We start from the raw sequence: 25,840 nt of genomic DNA, 5'->3' as shown, positions 1-25,840 counted from the left end.
TCAACCAAGTGAAGTGAGAAACATGACAGCCCAAACTACCGAGAAGGATGCCAAGAGCGCATCCGAGGGCGCGACCGGCCGCATCGCGCGCGTGATCGGGCCCGTGGTGGACGTGGAGTTCCCCGCGGACGCGATCCCCGAGGTGTACAACGCCCTCACCTGCGACGTCACGCTCAACGGCGAGACCCGCACCCTGACATTTGAGACCAGCCAGCACTTGGGCGACAACCTGGTGCGCGCGATCTCCCTGCAAGCGACCGACGGCCTGGTGCGCGGCACCAAGGTCACCGACACCCAGGGCCCGATTTCGGTTCCCGTGGGCGAGGTCGTCAAGGGGCACATCTTCAACGTGCTCGGCGATCCGCTGGACGTGACCAAGGACGCGCTGGAAATCACCGAGCGCTGGCCGATCCACCGCAAGGCGCCGAGCTTCGCGGACCTGGAAGGCAACACCGAGATGCTGGAAACCGGCATCAAGGTGATCGACCTTCTTACCCCGTACATCAAGGGTGGAAAGATCGGTCTGTTCGGTGGCGCCGGTGTGGGCAAGACCGTGCTCATCCAGGAAATGATCACCCGTGTGGCCCGCAACTTCGGCGGTACCTCGGTGTTCGCCGGTGTGGGCGAGCGCACCCGTGAAGGTAATGACCTCTGGGTCGAAATGGAAGAGTCCGGCGTTCTGAAGGACACCGCGCTCGTCTTCGGCCAGATGGATGAGCCGCCAGGAACGCGTCTGCGCGTGGCGCTCTCCGCGCTGACCATGGCGGAGTACTTCCGCGATGTGGACAAGCAGGACGTGTTGCTCTTCATCGACAACATCTTCCGCTTCACCCAGGCCGGCGCCGAGGTGTCCACTCTGCTCGGCCGTATGCCCTCCGCTGTGGGTTACCAGCCGAACCTCTCCGATGAGATGGGACTCCTGCAGGAGCGCATTACCTCCACCAAGGGCCGCTCCATCACCTCGATGCAGGCCATCTACGTGCCCGCAGATGACTACACCGACCCGGCACCGGCCGCGACCTTCGCGCACTTGGACGCCACCACGGAACTCAGCCGTGAGATCGCCTCCCGCGGTCTCTACCCGGCCGTGGACCCGCTGACCTCCACGAGCCGCATTCTGGATCCGCAGTACATCGGCCAGGACCACTATGACACCGCCGTGCGGGTCAAGCAGATCCTGCAGAAGAACAAGGAACTCCAGGACATTATCGCGATCCTCGGTGTGGACGAACTCTCCGAAGAGGACAAGATTGTGGTGGCACGCGCCCGCCGCATCCAGCAGTTCCTCTCGCAGAACACCTACACCGCGAAGCAGTTCACCGGTGTTGAGGGCTCGACCGTGTCCATCAAGGACACCATCGAAGGCTTCAAGATGATCTGCGACGGCGAGGTCGACAACATTCCGGAGCAGGCGTTCTTCAACGTCGGCGGCATGGAAGATGTCTACAAGGCGTACGACAAGATCAAGGAAGAGACCGGTAGCTAAATGGCTGACGGAAACACTCTCGAGGTAGAGATCGTCGCGGCGGATCACTTTGTGTGGTCCGGCGAGGCGACGTTGGTCAAGGCTCGCACCACCGACGGTGAGATTGGCGTCATGGCCGGTCACACCCCGGTGCTCGCGATCTTGGCTCCCGGAGAGTTTGAGATCCAGCCCGTCAACGGTGAGCGTATCAAGGTCACCGTTGACGGCGGGTTCTTCTCCGTGGACAAGAACCGCGTGGTGATCGTGGCCGACAACGCACAGATCGGCGGCGGCGAACTGCGCGAGAAGGCTAGCGCCTAACCTCCAGTGACAGACACCATACGTGTAGCGGGCCCCAACCGTTTGGCGGGCCGAGTCAGCGTCCCGGGTGCCAAAAACAGCGTTTTGAAGCTCATGGCTGCAACGCTTTTGGCCCCGGGGCGTTCCACTATTACCAACGTCCCGAACATTCAGGACGTGTGGATCATGTCCGAATTGCTGCGGCGGCTTGGGTGCGTGGTGAATTACGACGCCGATGCCTCCTTGGTACACATCGAGGTACCTGAGGTGGTGGGTCACCAGGCGGATTACGACCTGGTGCGCGCGATGCGTGCGTCGATCTCTGTGCTCGGGCCGCTGGTGGCCAGGTGCCATCAGGCCGAAGTGGCGTTGCCCGGGGGAGATGCGATTGGCTCCCGTGGACTGGACATGCATCGGGCGGGCCTGGAACAGATGGGCGCCTCGATCTCGATTGATCACGGGTATTTGGTGGCGTCGGCGCCCTCCGGCCTTGCCGGGGTGCCGTTGAACTTGGAGTTCCCGTCGGTGGGGGCCACCGAAAACTTGATGATGGCCGCAACTTTGGCGCGCGGCGTGACCGTGATCGATAATGCGGCGCGCGAGCCCGAGATTTCCGATATTGCGCACATGCTGATCGCGATGGGCGCTCAGATTGACGGTGTTGGCACCCCGACCTTGACCATTACCGGTGTCAAGCGGCTGCGTCCGGTGGAACACCGGGTGGTGCCAGACCGCATTGTTGCCGGGACCTGGGCGTTTGCCGCGGCGATGACTCACGGCGATGTGCACATTGACGATGTCGAGCCCGAGCATCTGGTGGTGGTGCTGGATAAGCTCCGCCAGGCAGGGTGCGCCATCGATGCGACGGAAACGTCCTTGCACGTGGTGGGGCCGGAGCGTCCCGAGGCGATCAACGTCTCGACCATGCCGTATCCCGGCTTCCCGACAGACCTCCAGCCCTTTGTGGTGGCGCTCAATTCCATCGCGACGGGCTCTGGGATGGTCACCGAGAACGTCTTTGAGGCGCGGTGGGGGTTTACCTCTGAATTGGCGCGTCTTGGGGCGGTGGTGCACTTGGACGGGCATCACGCTTTGGTGCGCGGTGTGGATCAGTTGTCCGGTGCGCCGGTGGAAGCGGCCGACATTCGCGCTGGCGCCGCGCTGGTCATCGCCGGTCTCGTGGCCGACGGTGTGACCGAGGTACACGGTGTGGATCACATCGACCGCGGGTACGAGGACTTCGTCCCGAAACTGCACGCGCTTGGCGCGAACGTCTCCCGCCCCTCGACTGTGTAGCAGTTAATGCCCATGTTTCGCGCGGCATGGGCATTAAGTGCTACACAGTCGAGGCGTGGCGATGAAAAAAGGGGCCGCACCCTCCGGTGCGACCCCTTTCGGTTACGTCAAAAACCTAGATAACCTGAACCCCTGTTGCTTGAGGCCCCTTGGCACCTTGGCCGATTTCAAAGCTGACGCGCTGATTTTCATCAAGCGTCTTGAAACCGCCCGTTTGAATTTCTGAATAGTGTACAAACACATCGCCTTCGGAGTCATCGGGGGTAATGAACCCGAAGCCCTTTTCAGCGTTGAACCATTTAACGGTTCCCTGTGCCATTTAATCTCCTCATGATGGAACTTACACTCACGCGGATGTGAGTATCTTGAGTCGCAACATCTCAACACCAAGAACCTACGGTGAATCCGCGAGTATCCAGTAGCTCAATGCCAGCAACACGGTCTAACAGGTAATAAAGTTTGTTCCCCAGTACCTCAAAGACTCCGTTAAGCATCACACACCGCTATCACGCGGTCAACGAGGTACCTCAGATTTTCAAAAATTCACCGGGAATTTACGCGCCCATCGATTTCAGCCAACGGCCCTCGCGCATCACTTTTTGTACCTGAATTGTGGGATCGGCGACTATCAGGTCGGCGCGGTACCCCTTGTGCAGGGAGCCGATTTCATCCGCACGGCCGAGCACGCTCGCCGGAACAGCCGTCGCGGAGAGGACCGCGTCCTCCAAGGCAACCCCTGCCTCAGCCGTCTTGCGCACCACATCGATAAGCAACGAGGTACCGCCGGCCAGTGACCCGTTGCTCTTCAACCGGGCTGCGCCGTCCACCACCAAAACGTCCAGGTTCCCCAGCGAGTATTCACCGTCGGCGAGTCCGGCGGCCGCCATCGAATCCGTGACGAGGGCAATATTGGGCGCGCCCACCAGGTCAAAGACTATGAGCACCGTGGCGGGGTCCAGGTGCACGCCGTCGCCGATAAGTTCTACCACCGCGTGCCCGCGTGCGGCAGAGCGCAGGCTCGCGGCCACCGGTCCCGGGCTCCGGTGGTGCATGGGCGGCATCCCATTAAAAAGGTGCGTGACGGTGGGACGTCCGGCGTATCCGTCAAAACCGCCACCGCTCAAACCCTCACGGGCGCGCCGCAACGAATCCATCGCCGTCTCCGCATCCGAGTCGGTATGGCCCATTGACGGGGTGATCCCGTGCGCGGTCAGGGTTTCGACCAGCGCCTCGGCCCCATTCAATTCGGGCGCATACGTCATGGTCACCAGTTCGCCATCGGCGGCATCCACCAGCGCCGCCACAAAGTCTTGATCCGGTTCCACAATGAACTCCGGGTTTTGCGCCCCGGAGCGATCCGGCGAAATGAAGGGCCCTTCGGCGTGAATGCCTGCAATCAGTCCCTCATGGGCGAGTTTGGCGAGGATACGGAAGCTCTTTTCGAGCCCTTCCCGGCTCCCCGTCACCGTACTGGCGAGCAAAGTCGTGGTGCCGCTGCGGTGCATGGCGTCAATGGTGTTGCGAAGCCCTGTTTCGTCGCCGGAGGGAAAGTCATGTCCAAATCCACCGTGGTTGTGCAGGTCGATGAGGCCCGGAAGAATGAGCGCGCCGTCGTTCGGCGAGTTGCTCGCTTCATAGCCCTGAGCGTCAAAGGAAGCCTGATCAAGTTCCGCTGACGGCCCTGCGTAGGTAATGCGATCGCCAGAGGTTGCCACCACGCCCTCGGGAACGCGGGCTCCGTCAGAGACGAGCTCACCGAAAACAAGATAATTGGACGAGGACGAGGTTCCAGGCTCCGAAAAGGTCGACATGCCCCCAGTCTAGTCAGCCCCGCGACCTCTATTGCGCGCTACGCAGGGTCTATTCCTGCCACGAAGTAGACCCATAACGGTTATGGGTCTAGTTTGCGGCAAACATAGACCCGCGAGCCACCCACGGCCAGGCCATTATCCTAAAAGAGGCGCGTCGAACTATCGTCTACGCCGCGCATCGCGTCATAATCCAGCGTCTTGCACTCGATCCCGCGATCGGTCGCCAAGACGCGAGCCTGCGGCTTGATCAACTGGGCGCCAAAAATACCCCGAACAGGCGCCAGCAGCGGGTCGCGATTGAGCAACTCCAAATAGCGCGTCAACTGTTCCACGCCATCGATGTCGCCGCGACGCTTGAGCTCAATCGCCACGGTCTGCCCCGACGCATCCCGCGCCAAAATATCAACCGGTCCAATCGCCGTCGGGTACTCGCGCCGAATCAGCGTAAAACCCGAACCCAGGGTTTCAATCTGCTCGGCCAATAGCCGCTGCAAATCCGCCTCGACACCGTCCTTGACCAGCCCGGGATCCACGCCCAAATCGTGGCTCTGCTCGCTCAGCTTCTCGTAAACGCGCACCACGAGGCGATCATCGCTTTTCGCGTGTTGCACGTACCAGACCTCGGCAATGCCTTCGGCCGTCTCTTCCTCGCTCGCAGCCTCAATGCGCAGCGTCGCCGGAGGGCTCATCCAGTTCAGAGGTTTGTACGAGCCGCCATCCGAATGCACCAGCACCGAGCCATCCGCCTTGACGATCAACAGCCGCGTCGCAAGCGGCAAATGCGCCTTGAGCCGACCTTCATAATCCACCGAACACTGAGCAATCACTAAACGCACAGGCCAACTCTACCGAACCGGGCGCCCCCGCAAAACGCGGCGCGGTCGGCACGGCACAATAGAAGGTATGGCGCGAAAAAGGACACGAGTCAACAAGTGGCAGACCGAACACACGCCGCTGGACGTCGCCGCCATTCGCGCGCTTTCCGGGCGCGGGCAGCGCACCGAGACGGGGCGCGATGGCACCTGGCTCGTGCGCAACATTGCCGCCGGCACCTCGACAAAGGAGTACACCTGCCCCGGGTGCTTTCGCACCATCGCCCCGGGTATCGCCCACTTGGTCGCCTGGCGCGAGGACGGGCCGTCCTCGGAGCAAGCCGCACTGGCCGACCGGCGGCACTGGCACGTCCAATGTTGGGCCCAGCGCGCGCGCCGTTAGAGTGGATTCATGATTTCTTCGCCCAGCGAACTCGAGTTCACCACCAGCGCCGACCCCACCGACATCCGCGCCTCCACAGTCCTTCCCGCGCTCCGTTCCAACTGCTCCTTCACGACCGAGGACGGATTGGAACTCGTCGGCGAAATAGCGCTCCCGGAGGGCGAGCTCAAGGGGCTCATCGTCTCGCTGCACCCGCTGCCCACGCACGGCGGCTTCATGGATTCGCACGTGTTTCGCAAGGCGTCCTACCGGCTGCCCGCGCTCGCCGGCATCGGCATCCTGCGGTTCAACACGCGCGGCACCTCCTCGCCGCGCGGGCAAAGCGATGGGATGTTCGACGGCGGTGCCTCCGAGCGCTTCGACGTCGCCGCGGCGGTGGACTTCAGTAAGCAATTTGAGTGCGCCAACACCTGGTTGCTCGGCTGGTCCTTTGGCACCGAGTTGGCCCTCAAGTACGGTACGGAAGAACCGGCCGCCAGCGCGACGAAAGGCGCGATACTGCTCTCGCCGCTGCTCAAGCGTGCCAATGACGAGGACCTACAAAGGTGGGCCGAGACGGACAAGCCGCTCATCGCCGTCGTACCTGAATTTGATGACTATCTGCGCCCGGCCGAGGCGGCCGAGCGTTTTGGGTTGGTGCCGCAAGCCGAGGTGATTCCGGTGGCGGGTGCCAAGCACCTGTGGGTCGGGGAGAAATACGTCAAGACGGTGCTGGATATTATTGCCAGCACCGTCTTGGGCGAAAAGGTTGCGCTTCCGGATACCTGGGCGGGCCCGAGCGCAAACGTGAGCGGCTAGAGCTTATCCTGCCTGGCGATAAACACCTCTTTGATCAAGAGCATGACCGCAGCGGCCGTCGGGATGGCAATGAGGGCGCCAAGCACGCCGAGTAGCGAGCCACCGGCGATCACCGCAATGACTGCGACCGCACCGGGCACTGCGACGGCCTTTTGCATAATGCGCGGCGAGACAAAGTACGCCTCGATTTGCAGGTAGGCGAAGTAGCCGATCGCGTAGAACAGCGCCGTCTGCGGGGAAACCGTCAGCGCGACGAGGGACACAAGCACACCGGCGATGACGCCGCCGACCAGTGGGATGAACGCCAAGAGCGCCACCACAAACGCGAGCAGGGCGGAGAACGGGACCTTGAAAATGGACATCAGGGTGAAGGCGACGCCGGCGTTAATGAGCGCGACGCAGGCCTGCCCAATCACATAGTTGCCGACGCTGCGAGTGATTTCCTCCGAGAGCGCCTGCACGCGGTTGCGCTTGGAGCGCGGTGCCAGACGGTACGCCCACCGCTTCATCGCGGGCAGCGAGGCGAGGAAATACAGCGAGAGCACCAAAACGATCAGCGCGCCGAGGAGCCCGTTCGCGACGGCCTGCCCTGCGGTAAAGGCGTTGTTAAAAACGCTGCCGATCGCCGAAGAAGAGCCAAAGAAGTTGTTGACCTCGTCCTGGATGCGTTCGCGGACATTCCACTGCGAATCGATGTTCGTGAAGAAATCCGAGGAGAGGAAGTCATTAGTCAGGGTCGGTACCTGGTTCACAAAGTCCGTGGTCTGTTGCACGATCGTGGGAATCGTATTGACGAAAAACAGCGTGAGCGCTCCCACGAAGGCCGTCAATACTGTAACGATGGCAAGCGGTCGCGGGAACTTGTGCCGCTCCAAGAAGCGCACGACCGGGTCGAGGCCGAGCGCAATGAAGAGTGCGGTCAAGATCCACAGCAACAGCTGTCCCACGTTTTGCAACATGAAGTAGGCCATGAGCGCAATGCCGACGCCAACGGTGAGCATGAAGCCAAACCTGATCGGGTGCGTTGCCACCGAGCTGTCCGTTGTGGGCTCGGCGGGGGAGAACTTCAGCTTCTCGTCGCCAAGGTCCACGTCCTCATTTTTGTAGATGTGCTCCGGCGACTGTTCCGGCGGGAACTCAAAGCGGCGGCGCGCCTTTGCGCCGGGAACGCCTTTGCCGAATACTCCGCGCACACGCTGTAAAAACGTGGGCTTCTCTTGCGGTTGGGGTGCGGGTGCTCCAGTGGGTTCGGTGTCTGTGCTGGTGTCATCGCCTGGGGCAGGGGTGGGCAATGCGTCACCCACAGGTACCTTGTCCTTGTCAGCCATGGTGCCTTTCTTTCGCGTCACGGTATTGATCCATTGCGCCGCTTGAGCACATCTATTGTGGCGTTGCTTGCCGCGATGCGCTGCATATCATTCCTTTTTGAGAATACCTTTTAAATGGGCCGGGGACGCTCAGGCAAATACCGCGTCAAATGTGCCGCATACCACACGATCATGCTCCTTTCAGGCTCGTTCGTTACCATTGCTTAATAAGACTGTTGATAGTGATTGGACAACTGTGCGACTTTTACTCGGGCTACCTTTACTCTTGATTGGCCTCGTGGTCGGTGCGCTCGGCATCGCCCAACAAACCGTGTGGGCTCCGCCGGAGTACAACGAGGTGACTCAAACCATCGACCAGAAAGCTCCCGTAGTGGTCCTCGATTCGGCCATTGGCAAGGTGTCCGAGGGTAACGTCGACGTGCAGATCAAGGGCGAGGGCGACATGGTGCTGGCCATTGGGCGCTCCTCCGACGTCAAGGCCTGGGTCGGTCCGGCGGCGAATTACACCTACACCGGCATTGAAGATAAGACGTTGCAGGGCAAGTTCACCGAGGGCGAGGCGTCCACGCCCAATCCTCGCGGCTCAGACCTGTGGGTCAAGCAAGAAGAGGGTACTAATACGCTCGAGTACCGTTGGGAAGAGTTCCCTCCGGGTGACTGGTCCGTGCTCGTCGCTACCGACGGGACCGCTCCGGCACCATCCCAACTCACGGTGCGCTATGCCAATACCGACACCAATCAGTGGGCCATTCCGCTTATTATTATTGGCGGTCTGATTGCGCTTCTCGGGATTGGCTTGATGTTCCTCACCGGTCGCGGCAAGAACAAAGAGCCCAATGAGGGCACGAGAGCCTGGGAAAAGGCGCACACCGGTCCGCTGACCAAGATTCCTGCTCCCGCGGCGGCCGGAGCGGCCGCCGGGAAGTCCTCGCCGGTAAAGGGCCCCGGGGATGGATCGGCGGACAAGCCGACTGGCAAGCCAGGGGATACTGGCACCGAGAAGACCGGCGCTGAAAAGGTCGGCACCGATAAGACTGGTACAGATAAAACCAGCACAGGCAAGACCAGTACAACCGCGGGCGCGTCCGGAACAAAGCCGAGCGACACTCCGGCACCCAAGCCTGCCGGCGACGCCGCAGGCTCGCCCGAGGTGCCTTCGCCCAAGCCGGCGAGCGGAAATACCCGGCCCAAGATGACCGAAATGTTTGGTGCCTTGGGCAAGCGGGCGAGGGGCGTCGTCGTACTTTTGGTTGCGCTCAGCCTGGTGACGCCCGCCGGAGCGGCGAACGCCGAGACGGCAACAGAGCCAGCGCCCACCGAATCGGCGAGCGTGGCACCCACACCGACAACCACCGATGACACCCCGGGCGCCGATGATGGCTCGACCTTCCCGCTCATTACCGACACGCAATTGAAGTCGATTCTCGCCTCTGCCGAAGAAGTGGCCGCACGCGGCGATTCGGAAAAGAACGTGCAGACGATCGCGCCGCGATTTGCCGGTGTCGCGTACTACATGCGCAAGGCGAATTATGAGGTCGGAGCCAAGGTGGAAGGGACGGTTCCCCTCGCACCGATCGCGGCCGAGCGTTTGCTTTCCTACAACATCCCGGTGACCGACGGCGGCGAACAGTCGTGGCCGCGCTCGTTTGTGGCCGTCACGCAGGGCGAAAACAATACCGTCCCACAGATCATTTTGTTCCGGCAAGAATCCGCACGCGATAACTACAAGATCATCGAGTCCGTGCCGATGCTTCCCGGCGGCGTGTTCCCGAAGCCAAATCTGGACAGCCTGGGCGCGAACGGACTCGATCCGGCCTCTGCCGAAGGCTTGGCGATGTCCCCCAATGACGCGATTAATACTCTTGCGGGGCGGCTGAACGATCCTGCGGGCGACCAAAAGGACAGCATCGAAGGCAACCAATACCTGGACTTTGTGGACAAGACACAGAAAGACCGCATAGACGGCAGCACCAATGCCGAGGGCGAGGCCGTTTCCGAGGTGTCGATTCAGCATGCGGCTCCGGGCAATGAGGTGTACGCGTATTCCACATCCGATGGCGGTGCCGTGGTGATCGGGTACCTGAACTACCTGATGACGACCACTCCGGTCAACCGTTCAACCTTGCAGTTCCAGAACTATCAAGAGATTCTGGGCACCGACAGCACCAATCAGCCGTTGGAGGAGTTCTTCGGGGAATCCGTGGCGCTCTATGTGCCGCCGGCCGGAAGCAAGGATCCGTTGAAGCTCTTTGCCGCGACGCAAGAGCTGTTGCGAGTCCGTATTCTTGATCAGTAGATTCTTGGTCAGCAGGCGCGGTGCTTGCGGGCGAATGTCACTGAAATCGAGTTTGGAGAAGCATTGTGAGTAGTTCGATGAATGGAGCGCCCGGTCCGTCGATGAATGCGGCGAACTTGCGCGGTGCCGTGGACCTGTCAACGCTGGGGGCGCGCAAGGGCGCGATTCCCGGCGCTGGCGGGGCTGGTGCCGGCGGGGCCGGCGCAGGTGGCGACAACGGCAACCCGTGGGCGGTCACCATGACCGAGCAAAGCTTCCCGCAAGTGATCGGCGCATCCTCCAAGGTGCCCGTCTTAGTTGCCGTGGTGGATCCGGCGCAGAACGAATCGTCGCACGTGCTCGGTCTCTTGGATCAGGTGGTCAGCGCGGCGCAGGGGAAGCTCTTGCTCGCTGCGGTGGACGCGGCGGCGAATCCCAATATTGTGCAGGCGTTTGCGGTGCAAGCGCTGCCAACGGTCGTCGCGGTCATCAAGAACCAACCGGTGCCGCTCTTTAGCGGCCCGATCAGCGAAGACGAACTTGCCGGGCTCCTGCAGCAGTTGATGACACTGGCCGCGCAGCAAGGGGTGACCGGGCGGCTACCCGGGGAGGCGAGCGACGCCGAGGACGGCGGAGCGGACGCGCCTTTACCTCCGTTGCACCAGGAGGCCTTTGACGCCATTGAAAAGGGCGACTATCGGGCCGCCGAAGAGGCATACCGTAAAGCGTTGGCCGAGAGCCCGGCGGATCAGGATGCTCAAGTTGGTTTGCATCAGGTGGGCCTGCTCAAGCGCACCGCGGACATGGACGCGGCCGAAGTCCGCGAAGCGGGAGCCGGTCAACCGGATAACCTTCAGGCGCAATTGGCGGTGGCCGATCTGGACATGGTGGGCGGTCATGTTGACGATGCCTTTAACCGGTTACTGGTCTTCATTGGCGCTCATGTTGGCGAGGACCGCGAGGCCGCTCGGTCGCGGCTCGTCGATTTCTTTGCGCTGGTGGGAGCCGGAGACGAGCGCGTCGTGAAAGCTCGCGGAAAGCTGGCTTCGCTCCTCTTCTAAGTTGCGGGCCCGCGCCCTTCCTATGTAATCATCCCTTCGGGTGGGGTGAATGTCGGAGTGCTTTGATAGCGTCAAAGCATGAGTTCATCACAACCTGCACTTGTCATTCGCGGACTCGGAAAGCGCTTTGGGGACAAGATCGCCGTCAACGGTATCGATCTTGATGTGCCAGCCGGATCCTTTTATGGTTTGGTCGGCCCCAATGGGGCTGGCAAGACCACCACGCTTTCCATGGCAACCGGCCTATTGCGCCCGGAGTTCGGGAAGGTCTGGGTGTACGGCAGCGATGTGTGGGAGAACCCCAATGAGGCAAAGCAGCAGATGGGAGTTCTCCCGGATGGCGTTCGTCTCTTTGACCGGCTCTCCGGGGAACAGCTCATAACCTACGCCGGTTTATTGCGCGGGATGGACCGGGATACGGTCGCTCAGCGCACCCAGGATCTCCTTCAAGCCTTCGACCTCGCCGATGATGCGGGAACTTTGGTTGTTGATTACTCGGCCGGTATGACTAAAAAGGTCGCACTCGCGTGCGCGCTGATCCACTCGCCGAAGCTGTTGGTCTTGGATGAACCCTTTGAGTCCGTGGACCCGGTCTCGGCCGCCAATATCCGCGACATCCTCAAATCCTTTGCGCTCTCGGGCGGCACGGTCATTGTGTCCTCGCACGTGATGGATCTGGTGGAGCGCATGTGCGATCACGTGGCCGTGATTGATCACGGTCAAGTGCGCGCTGCCGGGACCGTTGCAGAGGTCCGTGACGGAAAGAGCCTTGAGGACCGGTTCGTCGAATTGGTTGGCGGTCGTCACGAGACGGAGGGGCTAGAGTGGTTGCGAAACTCGTAGCTCTCAAGTGGGCACTGTTCAAGAACGGTCTAAAACGTAGCAAGTGGCAGGCCATCGGCGTGATTCTTGGGGCGGTTTGCGCCCTCGGTGTGGTCTCCATGGCGATCACGGCCATGGTCGCCGTTGGCCGCGACTATCCCGAGGCGGTACCCACGGGCTGGATCTTGCTCGGAAGTGCCATGATCCTGGGGTGGATCATCATTCCGGTGTTTGTCACCGGCGTTGACCTCACCTTGGATCCGGCGCGGTTTGCCACCTTCGGCATACCGATGAATAAGCTCGTGCCGGGACTGGTGCTCTCAAGCTTTGTGGGAATTCCTGGGATTGCGATGATTCTCGTGACTCTTATTGGGCAGCCCGTCGCCTATGCGCAATTATCTCCCGCCGCGGCCCTGGTCAGCCCGATCGCCGCCGTTCTGGGACTGCTGACCTGCATCGTCGCCTCGCGCTTGGCGACCACGGCCGCAGCGCAACTCATGAACTCGCGGCGGTTCAAGGACGTCTCGCAAATCATTCTTTTTCTCCCGCTTGTGCTCCTAGGCCCCATTATCGCCGGTATTGTTGCGGCCGCGACGTCCAACCCGGCCTTCCTGGTGGATCTCGCCCAAGTCCTCGCCTGGACCCCGTTGGGTGCGCCCTGGGCGATTCCCGCCGCGATAGCGGCGGGCAATCCGGGACAAGCCGCTCTGGTGAGCCTCATCGCCGTCGTATTTCTACTGGCTTTGGCCTGGCTGTGGTCACGCATGCTTTCCCGCGCGCTGGAGAACCCGCCGGTGAACGCGGTGACCAAGCGTGCCGCCGGGAAGCTTGGCTGGTTTGCCCGTTTTCCGGCCACGCCCACCGGCGCGGTCGCCGCGCGGGCCACCACTTATTGGTTCCGGGATCCGCGGTACTCGATTTCGCTGTTTATGCTGCCGCTTTTTGCGATTTTGCTCTGGTTCTGGGGCTCGGGCGGCGGCCGCGGCGAAGCACTGCCGGGGATCGGGCTCTATTGGATGCTGGGCGCCATTGTCGCGTACTTTGTGGGGTACGGGATCATTGCGGATATTTCCTTCGATAACACGGCGTTCGCCCTGCATGTGTCAACCGGGGTGAGCGGTCGGGCGGACCGGGCCGGACGCGTTTTGGGTGCGGCGACCATTGGCCTGCCGCTGATGCTCCTAGCCTGGATTGTGCCGCCGCTGATCACCGGGGATTGGTCCAAGATTGTGCTCTCGGTAGGTGTCAGTCTTGGGCTCTTAGGCATTGCGCTCGGCGTCTCCAGTGTGGTGTCCGCGCGTTACACCTACAACACGCCGCTACCCGGTGACAGCCCGTTCAAGACTCCGCCGGGCACCGCAGCCCGCGCCGCCATCACAAGCCTGGCTTCGACCCTGGCGGTAGGTATTCTGGGATTGCCGCTCATCATTCCCACGGTTGTGGCGCTTATGAGCGGTCAGATGATGTGGCAGTGGATCGTGTTGGCAGTGGGACTCCTGTGGGGTTCGGCTGTACTGTGGTTTGGCATCCGCACCGGCGGCGCAAGCTATGACCGGCGTGCCCCAGAACTGTTGGCGAGCGTCGCACTCAACAGGTAGCGGCCGCCGAGCAACAACGAGAGTAACTCAGGAGAAAGTGCAGGAATGGAAGTCATTATTCTGCGAGACCGCGAGGAAATTGGCGATCGCGTGGCGCAAGCGGTACAGGAATTGGTCAACCGCAAGCCGGACGCCGTCCTCGGCCTTGCCACGGGGTCTTCGCCGCTTCCCACCTATGATGCGCTTGCTTCGCGTTACCGGGACGGGCTGGTCGATTTTTCCCGGGTCCGCGCCTTCGCGCTGGATGAGTACGTAGGCTTACCCTCCGACCACCCGGAGTCTTACCGCGAGGTCATCAGACGCGAGTTCACCAGCAAGGTCAACGTGCTCCCGGAAAACGTACACACCCCGGACGGTATGGCCACCGACATACCGGCCGCTTGCGCCGCTTATGAGGAAGCGATGACGGCCGCCGGGGGAGTGGACTTCCAAATCTTGGGAGTCGGCACCACCGGCCACATCGGGTTCAACGAGCCGACCAGTTCGCTCGCCTCGCGCACACGCATCAAGACGCTGACCGAGCAAACCCGACGCGACAATGCCCGGTTTTTCGAGAGCATCGATCAGGTTCCGCACCATGTCATTACTCAAGGGCTGGGCACCATCATGGACGCGCGGCATGTGACGTTGATCGCGACCGGCGCCAATAAAGCCGAAGCCGTGCACAATATGATCGAGGGGCCGGTCGCAGCCATGTGCCCCGCCTCCATCCTGCAAATGCACCCACATGCCACGATTATGTTGGATCAGGCGGCGGCCAGCGCGCTGCAGCTTGCCGACTATTATCGCCACACCTATGACAACAAACCGGAGTGGCAGGGTCTGTGAGCGCAACCCGCGCACGCTAGAATTGATGAGCACGCCGACACGCGAGAAGAGGGAAAGCATGACCTGGTTGCCTGTATCAATGAGCCCGGTAACAATGAGCGAAAACCCCCTGAGCGACCCCTCCGCTCCGTCTTCGGCTCCCGAGCCGTCCCGCGGCGGGACCGCGACGCTGGAGCGCGAAGAGATTCGCCAAGAAGTCGAGCCCGGCGATCACGAGCGCTTCGCGCACTATGTGCGCAAGGAGAAGATCCTTGAGTCCGCGCTCTCCGGCGAGCCCGTCATCGCGCTGTGCGGCAAGGTGTGGGTGCCCGGCCGCGACCCGCAGCGCTTCCCGGTGTGCCCGCAGTGCAAGGCAATTTATGAAGGTTTAATCCCGGGGGACAACGGGAAGAACGACGGCGATAACTCGCCTGAGTAGCGCGTCTTTCGTTGCCAGCGGGGTCGCCAAGTGCGCCTCCGTGTGAGTGTTTTGTCCATATTCCGTCTGTGATCAGTCCGCGACATCGGTAAAGGAGTTCTACCGCCGTGGAGCAAGAGAGTCTCTTTGTGCCTGCCTCGCACCAGAGTCTCCCACCGGCCTACCCGGAGCGCGCGGCGTGGGGCACGGCGACCAAGCTACGCCAATGGCAGAGCGAGGCGCTCGAATCCTACTTTTCGAGCGTTCACAAGGACTTCCTTGCGGTCGCAACCCCCGGTGCCGGTAAAACGACCTTTGCGCTTCAGGTAGCAACGGAGCTGAAGAGCCGCGGAACCGTCTCCCGCATTATTGTGGTGGCACCGACCGATCACTTGAAACGTCAGTGGGCCGATGCCGCCGCGCGCGTCGGGATTGCGCTGGACCCCAATTATAAGAACGCGGACGGCAAGCATGGCGCGCATTTCGATGGCGTGGCCGTGACCTATGCCCAGGTTGCGGCGAATCCCGCGGTGCACCGTGCGAAAACCGAGGCCGTGCGGACTCTGGTGATTCTGGACGAGATCCACCACGGCGGCGACGCGCTGTCCTGGGGCGATGGGATTCGGGATGCCTTTGATCCGGCGCACCGCCGCCTGGCGCTCACCGGTACCCCGTTCCGTTCCGACACTGCCGCGATTCCGTTTGTCACTTATGAGCAGGACGCCGATGGCATTCGCCGCTCCAAGGCAAACTACACGTACGGCTACTCGCAGGCGTTGCGCGATCACGTGGTGCGCCCGGTATTGTTCATGGCGTATTCCGGGCACATGCGCTGGCGCACCAGCGCCGGTGAAGAAGTGGCTGCCGCGCTCGGTGAAGCCTCGCTCACCAAGGACATCACCTCCCAGGCCTGGCGAACCGCGCTGAACCCGCAAGGCGAGTGGATTCCCACGGTGCTCGCGGCCGCGGACAAACGCTTGACCCAGGTGCGCCAGACCGTGCCGGACGCCGGCGGCCTGGTGATCGCCACCGATCACGAGGACGCCCGCGCCTATGCCAAGCGGCTTCGCGAGATTACCGGGGAAGCGGCAACCGTGATTCTCTCCGACGATGCGAAGGCCTCGAGCCGCATTGAGGCGTTTTCCGAGGGTGACGCGCGGTGGATGGTGGCCGTGCGCATGGTGTCCGAAGGTGTGGATGTGCCCCGACTTGCGGTGGGTGTCTATGCCACCAGCACAGCCACGCCGCTGTTTTTTGCCCAGGCTGTGGGGCGCTTTGTCCGTTCGCGTAAGCGCGGTGAAACGGCGTCGGTGTTTTTGCCCTCGGTGCCGCAACTGCTGATTTTGGCGAACCAGCTTGAGCAGGAACGCGATCACGCCCTGGACCGGGTTATCGAACCAGAGGATTTCATCCCCGAAGAAGCGCTGATGGATCAGGCGCAGCGCGAGGAGAAGGCCTCCGACCTGCTGGAGCGGCAAAAGTTTGAGGCGCTGGAGTCACAGGCGTCCTTTGACCGGGTACTCTTCGATGGCGGAGAGTTCGGTACGCATGCCGATGCGGGCAGCGAAGACGAGCAGGAGTTTCTTGGAATCCCGGGGTTGCTGGATGCCGATCAAGTGGGAATCTTGCTCCGGCAGCGTCAGCAGGATCAGCAAAAGCGGTTGAAGAATGCGAAGCCGACGGGCGCCGAGAACCTCACCGGGGTCGATCACCGGCAGTTGACGGACTTGCGCTCGCAGCTAGCGAAGAATGTGTCGGCATGGTCGGCGCGCACCGGCACGCCGCACGGGGTGATTCACAGCGAGCTTCGGCGGCTGTGTGGCGGGCCGGCCGTGGCCCAGGCGAACGAGTCTCAGTTGCAGGCGCGCCTCAAGAAGCTCCAAGACTGGTTCATCGGCCGCAAGTAACCCCTCGACTGTGTAGCAGTTAATGCCCATGTTCGTGCAAACATGGGCATTAACTGCTACACAGTCGAGGGAGGAAGAGGGGGCAGAGTGAGAATCCGGTCAAGACGATCAATAAGCTCTGGATGCGTTCCAGAAAGATGGCGCGCTGTCACTCGGAGAATACGCCAGCCCAATCGAGACGCTATCTCGTCACGAGTGATGTCCGAGTCCCATTGATCGCGCTCGCGGTGCTGGTCGCCTTCATACTCAAGTCCCAATTTCAGTTGCGGGTAACCCATATCGAGCCACCGCGTGCGACCGGTTTCAGGGTCGCGAATGGGAACATTGACCTCGGGTTCTGGAAACCCACAGCGCACTATTAGCAACCGCGCACGTGTTTCCTGTGCCGAGTCGACACCCACCCGAACATCGTCAATGGCCACTCTCGCTTTGACGATCCCGGGGACGCCCTTGTACCGATTCAGAACCGCTCGCAGGTCAGGCAACGAAACGACCGGTTCGCGCACAACCGACGTTGAGCGCACGTACTCGGATACCAAATAGTCGCCAGCCGCAACCAGCTCATCCCGGCTCAACGATCGGGCCAAGTCGAGCCACGTTCGCTCCGGGGATGTGAGTTTCACGCCTCGAAGTCTCACAATGTCGCGAGGACAAAGGTCTAGACGGTGACCAACCACGGGGTCCCGCCGTAACGGCTGAACTTCACGGGGTCGTGCTACGTGAATGCGCTTGTCGTCAAGGTATCTGAACGGAAGCGGAATACCCCAAATGCGTGCTGCCGATATGTGCGAGTAGAAACTGTAGTCGTTGAGTTCCAGCCAGCCAGATCCTGGCGACGAGGGATCCAATTCAACCCCGCCAACGACCCGCATGCCGCGGGCGGGCGAGTCGAGATCCAAAGCCCGCAGTCTCTTGGCCGAAACTCCGGCGAGCCGGGCACCCAAGGTGCTGAACGCCGTCGTAATTAATCCGGGAGGTAAAGGTGACCTTCGCATTTGATCAGTATGCGCGCGTCAACAAATTCAAGCGTCAAGTTATCCACAACTCTGAATCTGTGTAGCACTTAATGCCCATGCTACTCATAAACATGGGCATTAAGTGCTACATAGTCGAGGGAGGGTCAGGAGTTCTCGAACTCGGTCGGGATCGCCGGCTCACCGCGCTGCAGCTTCGTGACACTCGCGGGCAGCTCAGCCATGACCGCCTCGTGATGTGCTGCCGCATCCACCACCGCAGACGCACCCACAAAACCGGGCGCTAGCTTGCCAGCAGACATGAACTGTTTCAACAGCACGCGGTCATTGCTATCCGAGGCTGGCGGCTCGCCGATGCCAATCACCTCGGCCGTCGCCACACCGTCCTCATTGAGCCGACGCAACGCGTACTTTCGGCCACCGACAGACACCTTGTCTTTGGACGCCTTGGCCACCGACACCGGAACACCCTGCGAATCCGCGCGGCTCACCAGTTTGTACACCATCCCCGCAGTCGGCGCGCCGGACCCGGTCACGAGCGAAGTCCCCACACCGTACGCATCTACCGGTGCCGCCCGCAGCGCGGCAATTGCGTACTCATCCAAATCCGAGGTCACCACAATCCGGGTGTCCCGATTACCCAGATCGTCCAACAGCGCGCGAACCCAACGCGCCTGATCGAGTAAATCCCCGGAATCAAGCCGCACCGCGCCCAAGGACGGCCCCGCAACATCCACCGCGGTCCGCACCCCCTGTTCCACGTCATACGTGTCCACCAACAAGGTCGTTGACGGGCCAAACGCCTTGACCTGCGCCTCAAACGCCTCACGCTCGGAATCGTGCAACAAGGTAAAGGAGTGCGCCGCGGTCCCCACCACGTCCAGCCCATAACGCCGACCGGCCTCCAAATTAGACGTGCTTCCAAAACCGGAGATCACCGCCGAACGCGCGGCCGCCACGGCCGCTTCCTCATGGGTGCGCCGCGAACCCATCTCGATCAACGGCCGGCCGCCCGCCGCACCGCTCATCCGCGACGCCGCCGACGCGACCGCCGAATCATGATTGAGCACCGAGAGGATAAAGGTCTCCAACAGGCACGCCTCGGCGAACGTGGATTCCACAATCAGAATGGGCGAATTCGGAAAATACGCTTCACCCTCCGCGTAACCGAAAATGTCGCCGGAGAACTTGTAGTCCGCCAACCAGTCCAACAGTTGGGCCGAATATGCGCCGTCGGATCGCAAATACTCCAAATCCGCATCGGTGAATCGGAACCGCTCCAAGCCCTCCAAAACGCGCCCGGTCCCGGCGACCACCCCGTAACGGCGCCCTTCAGGGAGCCTGCGCGCAAACACCTCAAACACGGAGGCACGCTCCGCGGTGCCCGATTCCATGGCGGCCTGAACCATGGTCAATTCGTACTTATCTGTCAAAAGCGCGGTCGATGGCGCCCCGGAAGTCACGTTGCTCACGATCCCTAGCCTAATAGGATGTGGGTATGAACGTCGCCGCATTGCCGGAGGTCACGCCTCAAAGCACCTCGGAACAACAGCTTGAACCCGATGTTCCCTGGGTGGTCATTGTCTGGAATGACCCGGTGAACCTCATGAGCTACGTTTCGATGGTGTTCCAAAAATACTTCGGTTACTCCCAAGTCGAGGCGGACAAACTCATGCTCCAAGTGCACCAAGAGGGCAAGGCGGTCGTCGCATCCGGTCCGCTCGAAGAAGCCGAGCGGCATACCCAGGCCATGCACGAATTCGGCCTCTGGGCCACCTACCAGAAAGCGGATCAAGCATAGTGTCCTCCGAGTTCAAGAGCACCCCACGCGGCATTATTGCTCACCTCGAACCCGCCGAAAAGCAGTTGCTTTCCAAGCTGTTCACCGACGTCATCGAAATGCTGGAGATTCCCACCGATGACGATCCGCTCGCCGCGATGGTGGGTCTGGATGAGGAAGTGGAACGGCCCGCGGACGCGGCCGTGGCGCGCCTCCTTCCGGACGCGGTGAAGAACGACGGCGATGCCTCCTTGGAATTTCGAAGGCTCACCGAGCGCTCGCTCCGGCAGGCAAAGGTGGCGAACCTCCGCGCTGCGCAGTACCTGGCGGAGGGGGATTCGCTCACCTTGAGCGCGGAGCAGGCCATGGTTTTTGTGAAGGCGCTGACCGATGTGCGCCTGGTAATTGCTGCTCGTCTGGGTTTAGAAACCGACGAGGACGCCGAAAAGCTTCAGGGAATCACCGACGCCACCGATGTGACCGACGTCGATTCCTACCTCACGCTGATCTACCACTTTTTGACCGCCATGCAGGAGTCTTTGGTCGGCGCGATCATGGTGGACGAACGCGATTAGTGTGAGCAAGCACACCGGTGTGTTTGTAGCCGGAAGTTAGCCACTCGCCGCTATCGCAACTACTCTCTGTTAACAATGAAAAGTTCATCGCATCCGCAATTTGCGTCTTTGTCCACAGACGCTCCTATCGGTGTCTTTGATTCGGGGGTTGGTGGCCTGACCGTGGCGCGGGCCATCTTGGATCAGCTCCCGCAAGAGTCGATCGCTTACGTGGGGGACACCAAAAATACCCCGTACGGTCCGTTGCCGCTGGCCACCGTTCGCGCCTTTGCACTGGGAATCATGGATGAACTCGTCGATGCGGGCGTCAAGGCACTGGTCATCGCCTGTAATTCAGCATCCTCCGCGGTCCTTCGGGACGCCAGAGAACGTTACACGGAGCGGCGCGGCATACCGATCGTCGAGGTCATTCAGCCGGCGGTGCGGCGCGCCGTCGCGGCGACGCGCAACGGCAATATCGGTGTGATCGGCACCCAAGCAACTGTCTCGTCGCGATCCTATGAGGATTCCTTCGCCGCGGCCGTCGACGTGAACATTTTTTCCGCGGCCTGTCCGCGCTTTGTCGAGTTCGTCGAAAACGGCATCACCACGGGCCCGGAACTGATCAAGGTTGCCGAAGAGTACCTTCAGCCGCTCAAGGATCAGAACGTGGATACGCTCGTGCTCGGGTGCACGCACTACCCTCTTCTCACCGGTGTGATCTCGATGGTGATGGGGGAGGACGTCACATTGGTGTCCAGCGCCGAAGAATCAGCAAAGGATCTGTACAAAGTGCTTGTGCAAGAGAATCTCCTACGCGAATCCGGTGCCGCCGCCGAACACCAATTCCTCGCTACCGGCGATCCGGACTCGTTCCGGACCCTCGCGCAACGCTTCCTCGGTCCCGTTGTCCAGACCGTCGACCACGCAGATCACATTGCCGCCCGATACCCGACCGGACTGATGCCGATCGTCACACCGGAGCGCGCTGTCAGCGCGGAAGGAACCTTATGAAACTGACCATTGTTGGTTGCTCGGGTTCCTTTCCCGGTCCTTCCTCTCCGGCATCGTGCTACTTGCTGACCGCTCACGATGGTCAACGCACGTGGCGAATCTTGCTAGATCTCGGATCGGGAGCCCTCGGGAACTTGCAGCGGTACATGGACCTCTATGACATTGACGCGGTCATGCTCTCTCACTTGCACCCCGATCACTGCATGGACCTGTGCGGTTTGCACGTGGCGGTACGTTGGGACCCCGCAGGTTGGCCGAAAGACCGCATCCCGGTCTATTCGCCAACCGTCACCGCCGATCGCATGGCGAAGGCATACGGTTTGCCCCTGGACCCCGGCATGCGAGAAGAATTCGACTTCATCCGCTGGACGCCGTGGCAAGCGGTGACGGTGGGACCGTTCTCGGTCACCCCGATTCCGGCCAACCATGCGGACGACGAACCCTACTCGATGCGTGTGGAATGTACGGAAGTCATCGATGGTCAAGAGCGCACCGTCACACTGTGCTACTCGGGCGACACCGATTATTCACCCGAGCTCGTCCAGGCCGCCCACAACGTCGATCTGTTTCTGTGCGAAGCCGCATTCCAAGAAGGTCGCGACGAGGTTCGCGGCGTGCACTTGACCGGAAAACGCGCAGGGCAAACCGCGACCGAAGCCGGAGCGAAACGCTTGCTCCTGACGCATTTACCGCCATGGACTGACGCCAATACCGTCCTCGCCGAAGCCCGCGAAACTTACGGCTTGGATGTCGCAGCCGCAATTGCCGGAGTGCACTACGAGGTAGTGCCGGATCGAGTCGAATCTCCCTAGCGCATCCGGATAGGCTGGACGCATGACTAGCACCACGCCTTCTGCACATTCCACCGTTCGCGCCGACGGGCGCCTTCCTGACGAACTGCGCCCCATTTCCATTACGCGGGGCTGGTCGGCCCAAGCCGAAGGTTCGGCGTTGATCGAATTCGGCAACACCCGTGTCCTCTGTACCGCATCGGTGACCGAAGGTGTGCCGCGCTGGCTCAAGGGCGAAGGCCGCGGCTGGGTCACCGCCGAGTACGCCATGCTCCCTCGCGCCACTAACACTCGAAGCGACCGCGAATCGGTCAAGGGCAAAATTGGCGGACGCACCCATGAAATCTCTCGACTCATCGGACGATCGCTCCGCTCCGTCATCGACACGAAAGCGCTCGGCGAAAACACCGTGGTGCTGGACTGCGACGTCCTCCAAGCCGATGGCGGAACCCGTACCGCGGCCATCACTGGAGCATATGTTGCGCTCGCCGAAGCCATGAAATGGGCTCAGGAAAAGAAGATCGTCAAACCCAACGCGAAGCCGCTGACCGATACCGTCTCAGCTGTGTCGGTCGGCATTATCGACGGCGTTCCCATGCTGGACTTGCCCTACGTGGAAGACGTGCGGGCCGAGACGGACATGAACGTGGTGGTGACCGGATCCGGAAAGTTTGTCGAGGTTCAAGGCACCGCGGAAGGGGCACCTTTTGACCGCGACGAGTTGAACCAGTTGCTCGATTTAGCGCTCAAGGGCACCGAGCAACTCGCCGTTATTCAACGCGAAACCCTGGAATCCGCGTGACCCTGGAAAAGGCCACCGCAGAGAAGCCTCTCCTAGTTCTCGCCACCCACAACCCGGGCAAAATTCGTGAACTCCGCTCTCTCCTTGCCGAGCATTTGCCGGAGCTCGATCTAGAAAAAGCGGTAGTCGGTGCCGCCGAGGTCGGCGCCCCGGATGTCAAAGAAGACGGCGTCAGCTTTGAAGAAAACTCATTGCTTAAGGCTCGTGCGGTTGCCAACCACACGGGTGTGGCGAGCATCGCGGATGACTCAGGCCTCGCCGTCGTTATTCTGGGCGGTGCGCCCGGTATTTTTAGCGCGCGCTGGAGCGGCAAGCACGGCGATGACCGCGCAAACCTTGATCTCCTTCTGGCTCAGCTCGCCGATGTTCGGCCAGAACATCGCGCCGCGTCGTTTGTGTGTGTCGCCTCGCTCGTGACGCCGGAGGGCCAAGAAATTGCCGAGCGCGGCGAGATGGCCGGGAGCCTGATCACCACGCCGCGCGGCGCGGGCGGATTTGGCTACGACCCCATTTTTGTACCAGCGGGACTGAACCAGAGCGCAGCGGAAATTTCACCGGAGCACAAGAACGCGATTAGCCATCGCGGAAAGGCGTTCCGGGCGCTTGTGCCGCACGTGGTGGAATACCTGCGGCTCGTGTCCGAGGACACCGCGCGCTAGTTGGGCTAGGGCTTAGTTTGCCCGGGGATCCTTGGGCTTGCGAGTACCGCGGAGCAACTCGACAGCGATCGGGATGACCGAAACGAGCACAATGACAATAAAGATGATGTCGATGTTCTCGCCGATCCATGGGACCGAGCCGCCCAGGAAGTAGCCGAGCAATGTCACGCCGACGCCCCACAGCAGGCCGCCGATGACGTTGAAGGAGATAAAGGTCCGGTAGTTCATTTGGGCGGTGCCGGCGATCACCGGGGTGAAGGTGCGCACAATCGGCACAAATCGCGCCAGAATGACGGCCTTGCCGCCGTGCTTTTCAAAGAACGCGTGCGCCTTGTCCACGTACTCCTGGCGGAAGAAGCGGGATTCCGGCTTGTTGAAAATCGAGGGACCCACCTTGTGGCCGATGTAATATCCCAGCTGGTCGCCCGCGACCGCGCAGACGAAAATCAGGGCCACCAGGAGCCAGATATTAAAGTCAATGACGCCGGTGGCGACAAACAGGCCCGCGGTAAAGAGTAGCGAGTCGCCCGGCAAAAAGAAGCCTACCAAAAGCCCGGTTTCGGCGAAGACAATCCCGCAGACAACCAGCACAATCCACGGCGCGAGCGCCGGGTCGGCGAGGAAAACCGAGGGATCTAGCCAGTCCGGCAAGAGGCCGGTGGGAGGTTGCACGGCAATGGCTTGGGGCGCAGACGCAGATATAGGCACCTTTCAAGGGTAGTGTCTAAAACACCCGGCGACCCGAATTGTGGCAGTGTTTGTGGCAGGGAACATACTGGGAATTGGGAGGCAGTGTTGGAGGGCACCGTAAATCTGGTCGATGTGTGGCCGCTTTTTGGCCTCGAACTCTCTACCCCGCGCCTGCAATTGCGGCCGGTGCGCGATCACGACTTGCCCGCTCTTATTGAGTGCGCCCTCAGCGGCGTGCATGACCCGGCGTATCAACCCTTCGACTTTCCCTGGGCCACTCAGCCCAAGGCGGAACTCCCGGCAAACACCGCGCAATTCCATTGGGGGCGGCGCTCCTCGCTCACACCGGATGACTGGAGCGTAGAGTTCGGCATCCACCTCGACGGACACATCGTGGGATCGCAAGGCTTGATGGCCAAGGACTTTGCGCGGACCCGGAATGTATCCACTGGATCGTGGTTGGCTCAGCAGTACCAAGGGTTGGGCATCGGAAAAGAGATGCGCGCCGCAGTACTGATGTTCGCCTTCGATCACCTGCACGCGAGCGAAGCCATCACGCATGCGTGGGAAGACAACGGGCCCTCCAACGGTGTCAGTAAGTCGCTGGGCTATCTCGACAACGGCATTGAACGGCAAGCCGCGGGAGAGGGATATCGGATTAAGCAAAACTACCGCATGTCACCCGAGCACTTCCTGCGCCCAGAGTGGGAATTGCGCGTGGACGGGTTCACCGACAAGGTCACAGCCCAACTCGGCCTCGGAAGCGCGCGGCGCCCCATCGAATAATGACCCTCACCCTGGTGGACATCTGGCCGCTCTTCGGACTGAGCCTGCACACGCCCGACCTCGATTTGCGCATCATCCGCGACGAGGACTTGCCGGGCCTCGTCGCCGCAGCTGAACGCGGAATTCACACAGCAGACTTTGTGCCCTTCGCCTCCAATTGGGCGCTTAAGCCGCCCCAAGAATTACGGGAAAACTCGGCCCGCAATGACTGGGGCAAGCGCGCCGCGTTTTCCGCTCACAAGTGGAATCTCGCCTTTGCGATCCATCACCGCGGAACGATCATCGGCCAACAAAACCTCCGTGGCGAGGACCCCGTCACCACACGCTCTGTCGGCTCCGGTTCGTGGCTCTCTGGTGAGTACCAGGGGAGGGGGCTTGGCACCCAGGCGCGCATCGCCGTCGTGCTTTTTGGTCTGGACTATCTTGGGCTGACCGAACTCACCAGCGGTGCGTGGGGGCCCAACCGCGCCTCGCACGCGGTGAGCCGGAAGGTGGGCTACGTGCCGAACGGCACCGCCCGGCACGCCCCCGGGACCGGGCACGATGGCACGGAGTATCGCTACCGCGTCACGGCAGACACGGTGCTCCGCCCGGAGTGGGAGTTGCGCGTCGAGGGGTTTACCGACGCAGTGCGCCGCCAACTGGGCATCGCCTGAACAACACCGTCCTTGACACGCGGCACCAGCACT

The 25,840-nt window shown here is 61.5% G+C and carries 27 protein-coding genes; 20 read left to right on the top strand and 7 right to left on the bottom strand.

Annotation, left to right across the window (positions count from 1 at the left end; genetic code table 11):
* Positions 1-22: 22 nt before the first annotated feature.
* Genes atpD through murA form a run of 3 tightly spaced genes read left to right on the top strand, consistent with a single transcriptional unit; the run spans position 23 to position 3,061 of the window.
* Positions 23-1,486 carry a F0F1 ATP synthase subunit beta gene (gene atpD, locus O148_RS0110825; protein WP_026530923.1) on the top strand — a complete coding sequence of 488 codons (1,464 nt, stop codon included), beginning with the start codon at positions 23-25 and terminating at the stop codon, positions 1,484-1,486.
* Positions 1,487-1,786 carry a F0F1 ATP synthase subunit epsilon gene (locus tag O148_RS0110820; RefSeq protein WP_026530922.1) on the top strand — a complete coding sequence of 100 codons (300 nt, stop codon included), beginning with the start codon at positions 1,487-1,489 and terminating at the stop codon, positions 1,784-1,786.
* 6 nt (positions 1,787-1,792) lie between these two features.
* A complete protein-coding gene (gene murA / locus O148_RS0110815) occupies positions 1,793-3,061 on the top strand; it encodes a UDP-N-acetylglucosamine 1-carboxyvinyltransferase (RefSeq protein ID WP_026530921.1) in 1,269 nt (422 codons plus the stop codon).
* Positions 3,062-3,176: 115 nt separating this feature from the next.
* On the opposite strand, the gene O148_RS0110810 is transcribed toward murA, so the two are convergent.
* The 3 genes from O148_RS0110810 to nucS all read right to left on the bottom strand — a co-directional run bounded on the left by O148_RS0110810 (position 3,177) and on the right by nucS (position 5,708).
* Positions 3,177-3,380, bottom strand: coding sequence for a cold-shock protein (locus tag O148_RS0110810; protein ID WP_026530920.1), 204 nt, complete (start codon positions 3,378-3,380; stop codon positions 3,177-3,179).
* A gap of 235 nt (positions 3,381-3,615) precedes the next feature.
* Positions 3,616-4,872: an N-acetylglucosamine-6-phosphate deacetylase gene (locus tag O148_RS0110805; RefSeq protein WP_026530919.1), complete on the bottom strand. Its 1,257-nt coding sequence runs from the start codon at positions 4,870-4,872 to the stop codon at positions 3,616-3,618.
* Positions 4,873-5,012: 140 nt separating this feature from the next.
* Positions 5,013-5,708: an endonuclease NucS gene (gene nucS / locus O148_RS0110800; protein ID WP_026530918.1), complete on the bottom strand. Its 696-nt coding sequence runs from the start codon at positions 5,706-5,708 to the stop codon at positions 5,013-5,015.
* 67 nt (positions 5,709-5,775) lie between these two features.
* On the opposite strand from nucS, the gene O148_RS16195 reads away from it, so the two are divergent.
* Both O148_RS16195 and O148_RS0110790 read left to right on the top strand, forming a co-directional pair.
* Positions 5,776-6,087 (top strand): hypothetical protein, encoded by a 312-nt coding sequence (locus O148_RS16195; RefSeq protein WP_035745847.1) that lies wholly within the window; start codon positions 5,776-5,778, stop codon positions 6,085-6,087.
* A 9-nt stretch (positions 6,088-6,096) separates the two neighbouring features.
* Complete coding sequence (locus O148_RS0110790) at positions 6,097-6,885, top strand: alpha/beta hydrolase (RefSeq protein WP_026530916.1); 789 nt, start codon at positions 6,097-6,099, stop codon at positions 6,883-6,885.
* Here O148_RS0110790 and O148_RS16190 read toward each other — a convergent pair.
* Positions 6,882-8,234, bottom strand: a complete 1,353-nt coding sequence (locus O148_RS16190) for an AI-2E family transporter (protein WP_240470853.1) — start codon at positions 8,232-8,234, stop codon at positions 6,882-6,884. The two genes, O148_RS0110790 and O148_RS16190, sit on opposite strands and share 4 nt — an antisense overlap.
* Positions 8,235-8,448: 214 nt before the next feature.
* Here O148_RS16190 and O148_RS17170 point away from each other — a divergent pair, with 214 nt between their 5' ends.
* From O148_RS17170 to O148_RS0110750, 7 genes are all read left to right on the top strand, one after another.
* A complete protein-coding gene (locus O148_RS17170; protein WP_157374620.1) occupies positions 8,449-10,509 on the top strand; it encodes a DUF8094 domain-containing protein in 2,061 nt (686 codons plus the stop codon).
* A 65-nt stretch (positions 10,510-10,574) separates the two neighbouring features.
* Positions 10,575-11,549: a co-chaperone YbbN gene (locus tag O148_RS0110775; RefSeq protein WP_240470852.1), complete on the top strand. Its 975-nt coding sequence runs from the start codon at positions 10,575-10,577 to the stop codon at positions 11,547-11,549.
* 78 nt (positions 11,550-11,627) lie between these two features.
* Entirely contained in the window at positions 11,628-12,392 is a 765-nt protein-coding gene (locus O148_RS0110770) for an ABC transporter ATP-binding protein (protein WP_026530913.1), read from the top strand.
* Positions 12,374-13,969: a hypothetical protein gene (locus O148_RS0110765; protein WP_026530912.1), complete on the top strand. Its 1,596-nt coding sequence runs from the start codon at positions 12,374-12,376 to the stop codon at positions 13,967-13,969. Before O148_RS0110770 ends, O148_RS0110765 begins: the two co-directional genes overlap by 19 nt.
* Positions 13,970-14,014: 45 nt before the next feature.
* Positions 14,015-14,797: a glucosamine-6-phosphate deaminase gene (gene nagB / locus O148_RS0110760; RefSeq protein ID WP_026530911.1), complete on the top strand. Its 783-nt coding sequence runs from the start codon at positions 14,015-14,017 to the stop codon at positions 14,795-14,797.
* A 94-nt stretch (positions 14,798-14,891) separates the two neighbouring features.
* A complete protein-coding gene (locus O148_RS0110755) occupies positions 14,892-15,215 on the top strand; it encodes a DUF3039 domain-containing protein (protein WP_157374619.1) in 324 nt (107 codons plus the stop codon).
* A gap of 107 nt (positions 15,216-15,322) precedes the next feature.
* Positions 15,323-17,101 carry a DEAD/DEAH box helicase gene (locus O148_RS0110750; protein ID WP_026530909.1) on the top strand — a complete coding sequence of 593 codons (1,779 nt, stop codon included), beginning with the start codon at positions 15,323-15,325 and terminating at the stop codon, positions 17,099-17,101.
* 56 nt (positions 17,102-17,157) lie between these two features.
* Here the strand turns inward: O148_RS0110750 and O148_RS16180 are convergent, their stop codons facing one another.
* Both O148_RS16180 and O148_RS0110740 read right to left on the bottom strand, forming a co-directional pair.
* Positions 17,158-17,724: a hypothetical protein gene (locus tag O148_RS16180; protein ID WP_051620111.1), complete on the bottom strand. Its 567-nt coding sequence runs from the start codon at positions 17,722-17,724 to the stop codon at positions 17,158-17,160.
* A 497-nt stretch (positions 17,725-18,221) separates the two neighbouring features.
* Positions 18,222-19,547: a nicotinate phosphoribosyltransferase gene (locus O148_RS0110740; RefSeq protein WP_035745844.1), complete on the bottom strand. Its 1,326-nt coding sequence runs from the start codon at positions 19,545-19,547 to the stop codon at positions 18,222-18,224.
* Between the two features lie 26 nt (positions 19,548-19,573).
* On the opposite strand from O148_RS0110740, the gene clpS reads away from it, so the two are divergent.
* The 6 genes from clpS (at position 19,574) to rdgB (ending at position 23,675) form a co-directional block, all read left to right on the top strand.
* A complete protein-coding gene (gene clpS / locus O148_RS0110735; RefSeq protein WP_026530907.1) occupies positions 19,574-19,876 on the top strand; it encodes an ATP-dependent Clp protease adapter ClpS in 303 nt (100 codons plus the stop codon).
* Positions 19,876-20,430 (top strand): DUF2017 domain-containing protein, encoded by a 555-nt coding sequence (locus O148_RS0110730; protein ID WP_026530906.1) that lies wholly within the window; start codon positions 19,876-19,878, stop codon positions 20,428-20,430. The genes clpS and O148_RS0110730 overlap by 1 nt, the downstream gene beginning before the upstream one ends.
* A gap of 75 nt (positions 20,431-20,505) precedes the next feature.
* Positions 20,506-21,423: a glutamate racemase gene (gene murI / locus O148_RS0110725; RefSeq protein WP_035745842.1), complete on the top strand. Its 918-nt coding sequence runs from the start codon at positions 20,506-20,508 to the stop codon at positions 21,421-21,423.
* A complete protein-coding gene (locus O148_RS0110720; protein ID WP_026530904.1) occupies positions 21,420-22,235 on the top strand; it encodes an MBL fold metallo-hydrolase in 816 nt (271 codons plus the stop codon). The genes murI and O148_RS0110720 overlap by 4 nt, the downstream gene beginning before the upstream one ends.
* Positions 22,236-22,257: 22 nt before the next feature.
* Entirely contained in the window at positions 22,258-23,016 is a 759-nt protein-coding gene (gene rph / locus O148_RS0110715) for a ribonuclease PH (protein ID WP_026530903.1), read from the top strand.
* Positions 23,013-23,675 carry an RdgB/HAM1 family non-canonical purine NTP pyrophosphatase gene (rdgB, locus tag O148_RS0110710; protein WP_026530902.1) on the top strand — a complete coding sequence of 221 codons (663 nt, stop codon included), beginning with the start codon at positions 23,013-23,015 and terminating at the stop codon, positions 23,673-23,675. The genes rph and rdgB overlap by 4 nt, the downstream gene beginning before the upstream one ends.
* A 12-nt stretch (positions 23,676-23,687) precedes the next feature.
* On the opposite strand, the gene O148_RS16175 is transcribed toward rdgB, so the two are convergent.
* A complete protein-coding gene (locus tag O148_RS16175) occupies positions 23,688-24,383 on the bottom strand; it encodes a DedA family protein (RefSeq protein ID WP_240470851.1) in 696 nt (231 codons plus the stop codon).
* Between the two features lie 87 nt (positions 24,384-24,470).
* Here O148_RS16175 and O148_RS0110700 point away from each other — a divergent pair, with 87 nt between their 5' ends.
* The gene (locus O148_RS0110700; RefSeq protein WP_035745873.1) at positions 24,471-25,151 is read left to right on the top strand and encodes a GNAT family N-acetyltransferase; all 681 of its coding nucleotides are present in this window, start codon (positions 24,471-24,473) and stop codon (positions 25,149-25,151) included.
* Positions 25,151-25,807: a GNAT family N-acetyltransferase gene (locus tag O148_RS0110695; RefSeq protein ID WP_026530900.1), complete on the top strand. Its 657-nt coding sequence runs from the start codon at positions 25,151-25,153 to the stop codon at positions 25,805-25,807. Before O148_RS0110700 ends, O148_RS0110695 begins: the two co-directional genes overlap by 1 nt.
* The last annotated feature ends 33 nt before the right edge of the window (positions 25,808-25,840 follow it).

This window comes from Haematomicrobium sanguinis DSM 21259 (assembly GCF_000688395.1).
GTDB classification, from domain to species: domain Bacteria; phylum Actinomycetota; class Actinomycetes; order Actinomycetales; family Micrococcaceae; genus Haematomicrobium; species Haematomicrobium sanguinis.
This window is presented reverse-complemented; position numbering and strand designations above follow the sequence as displayed.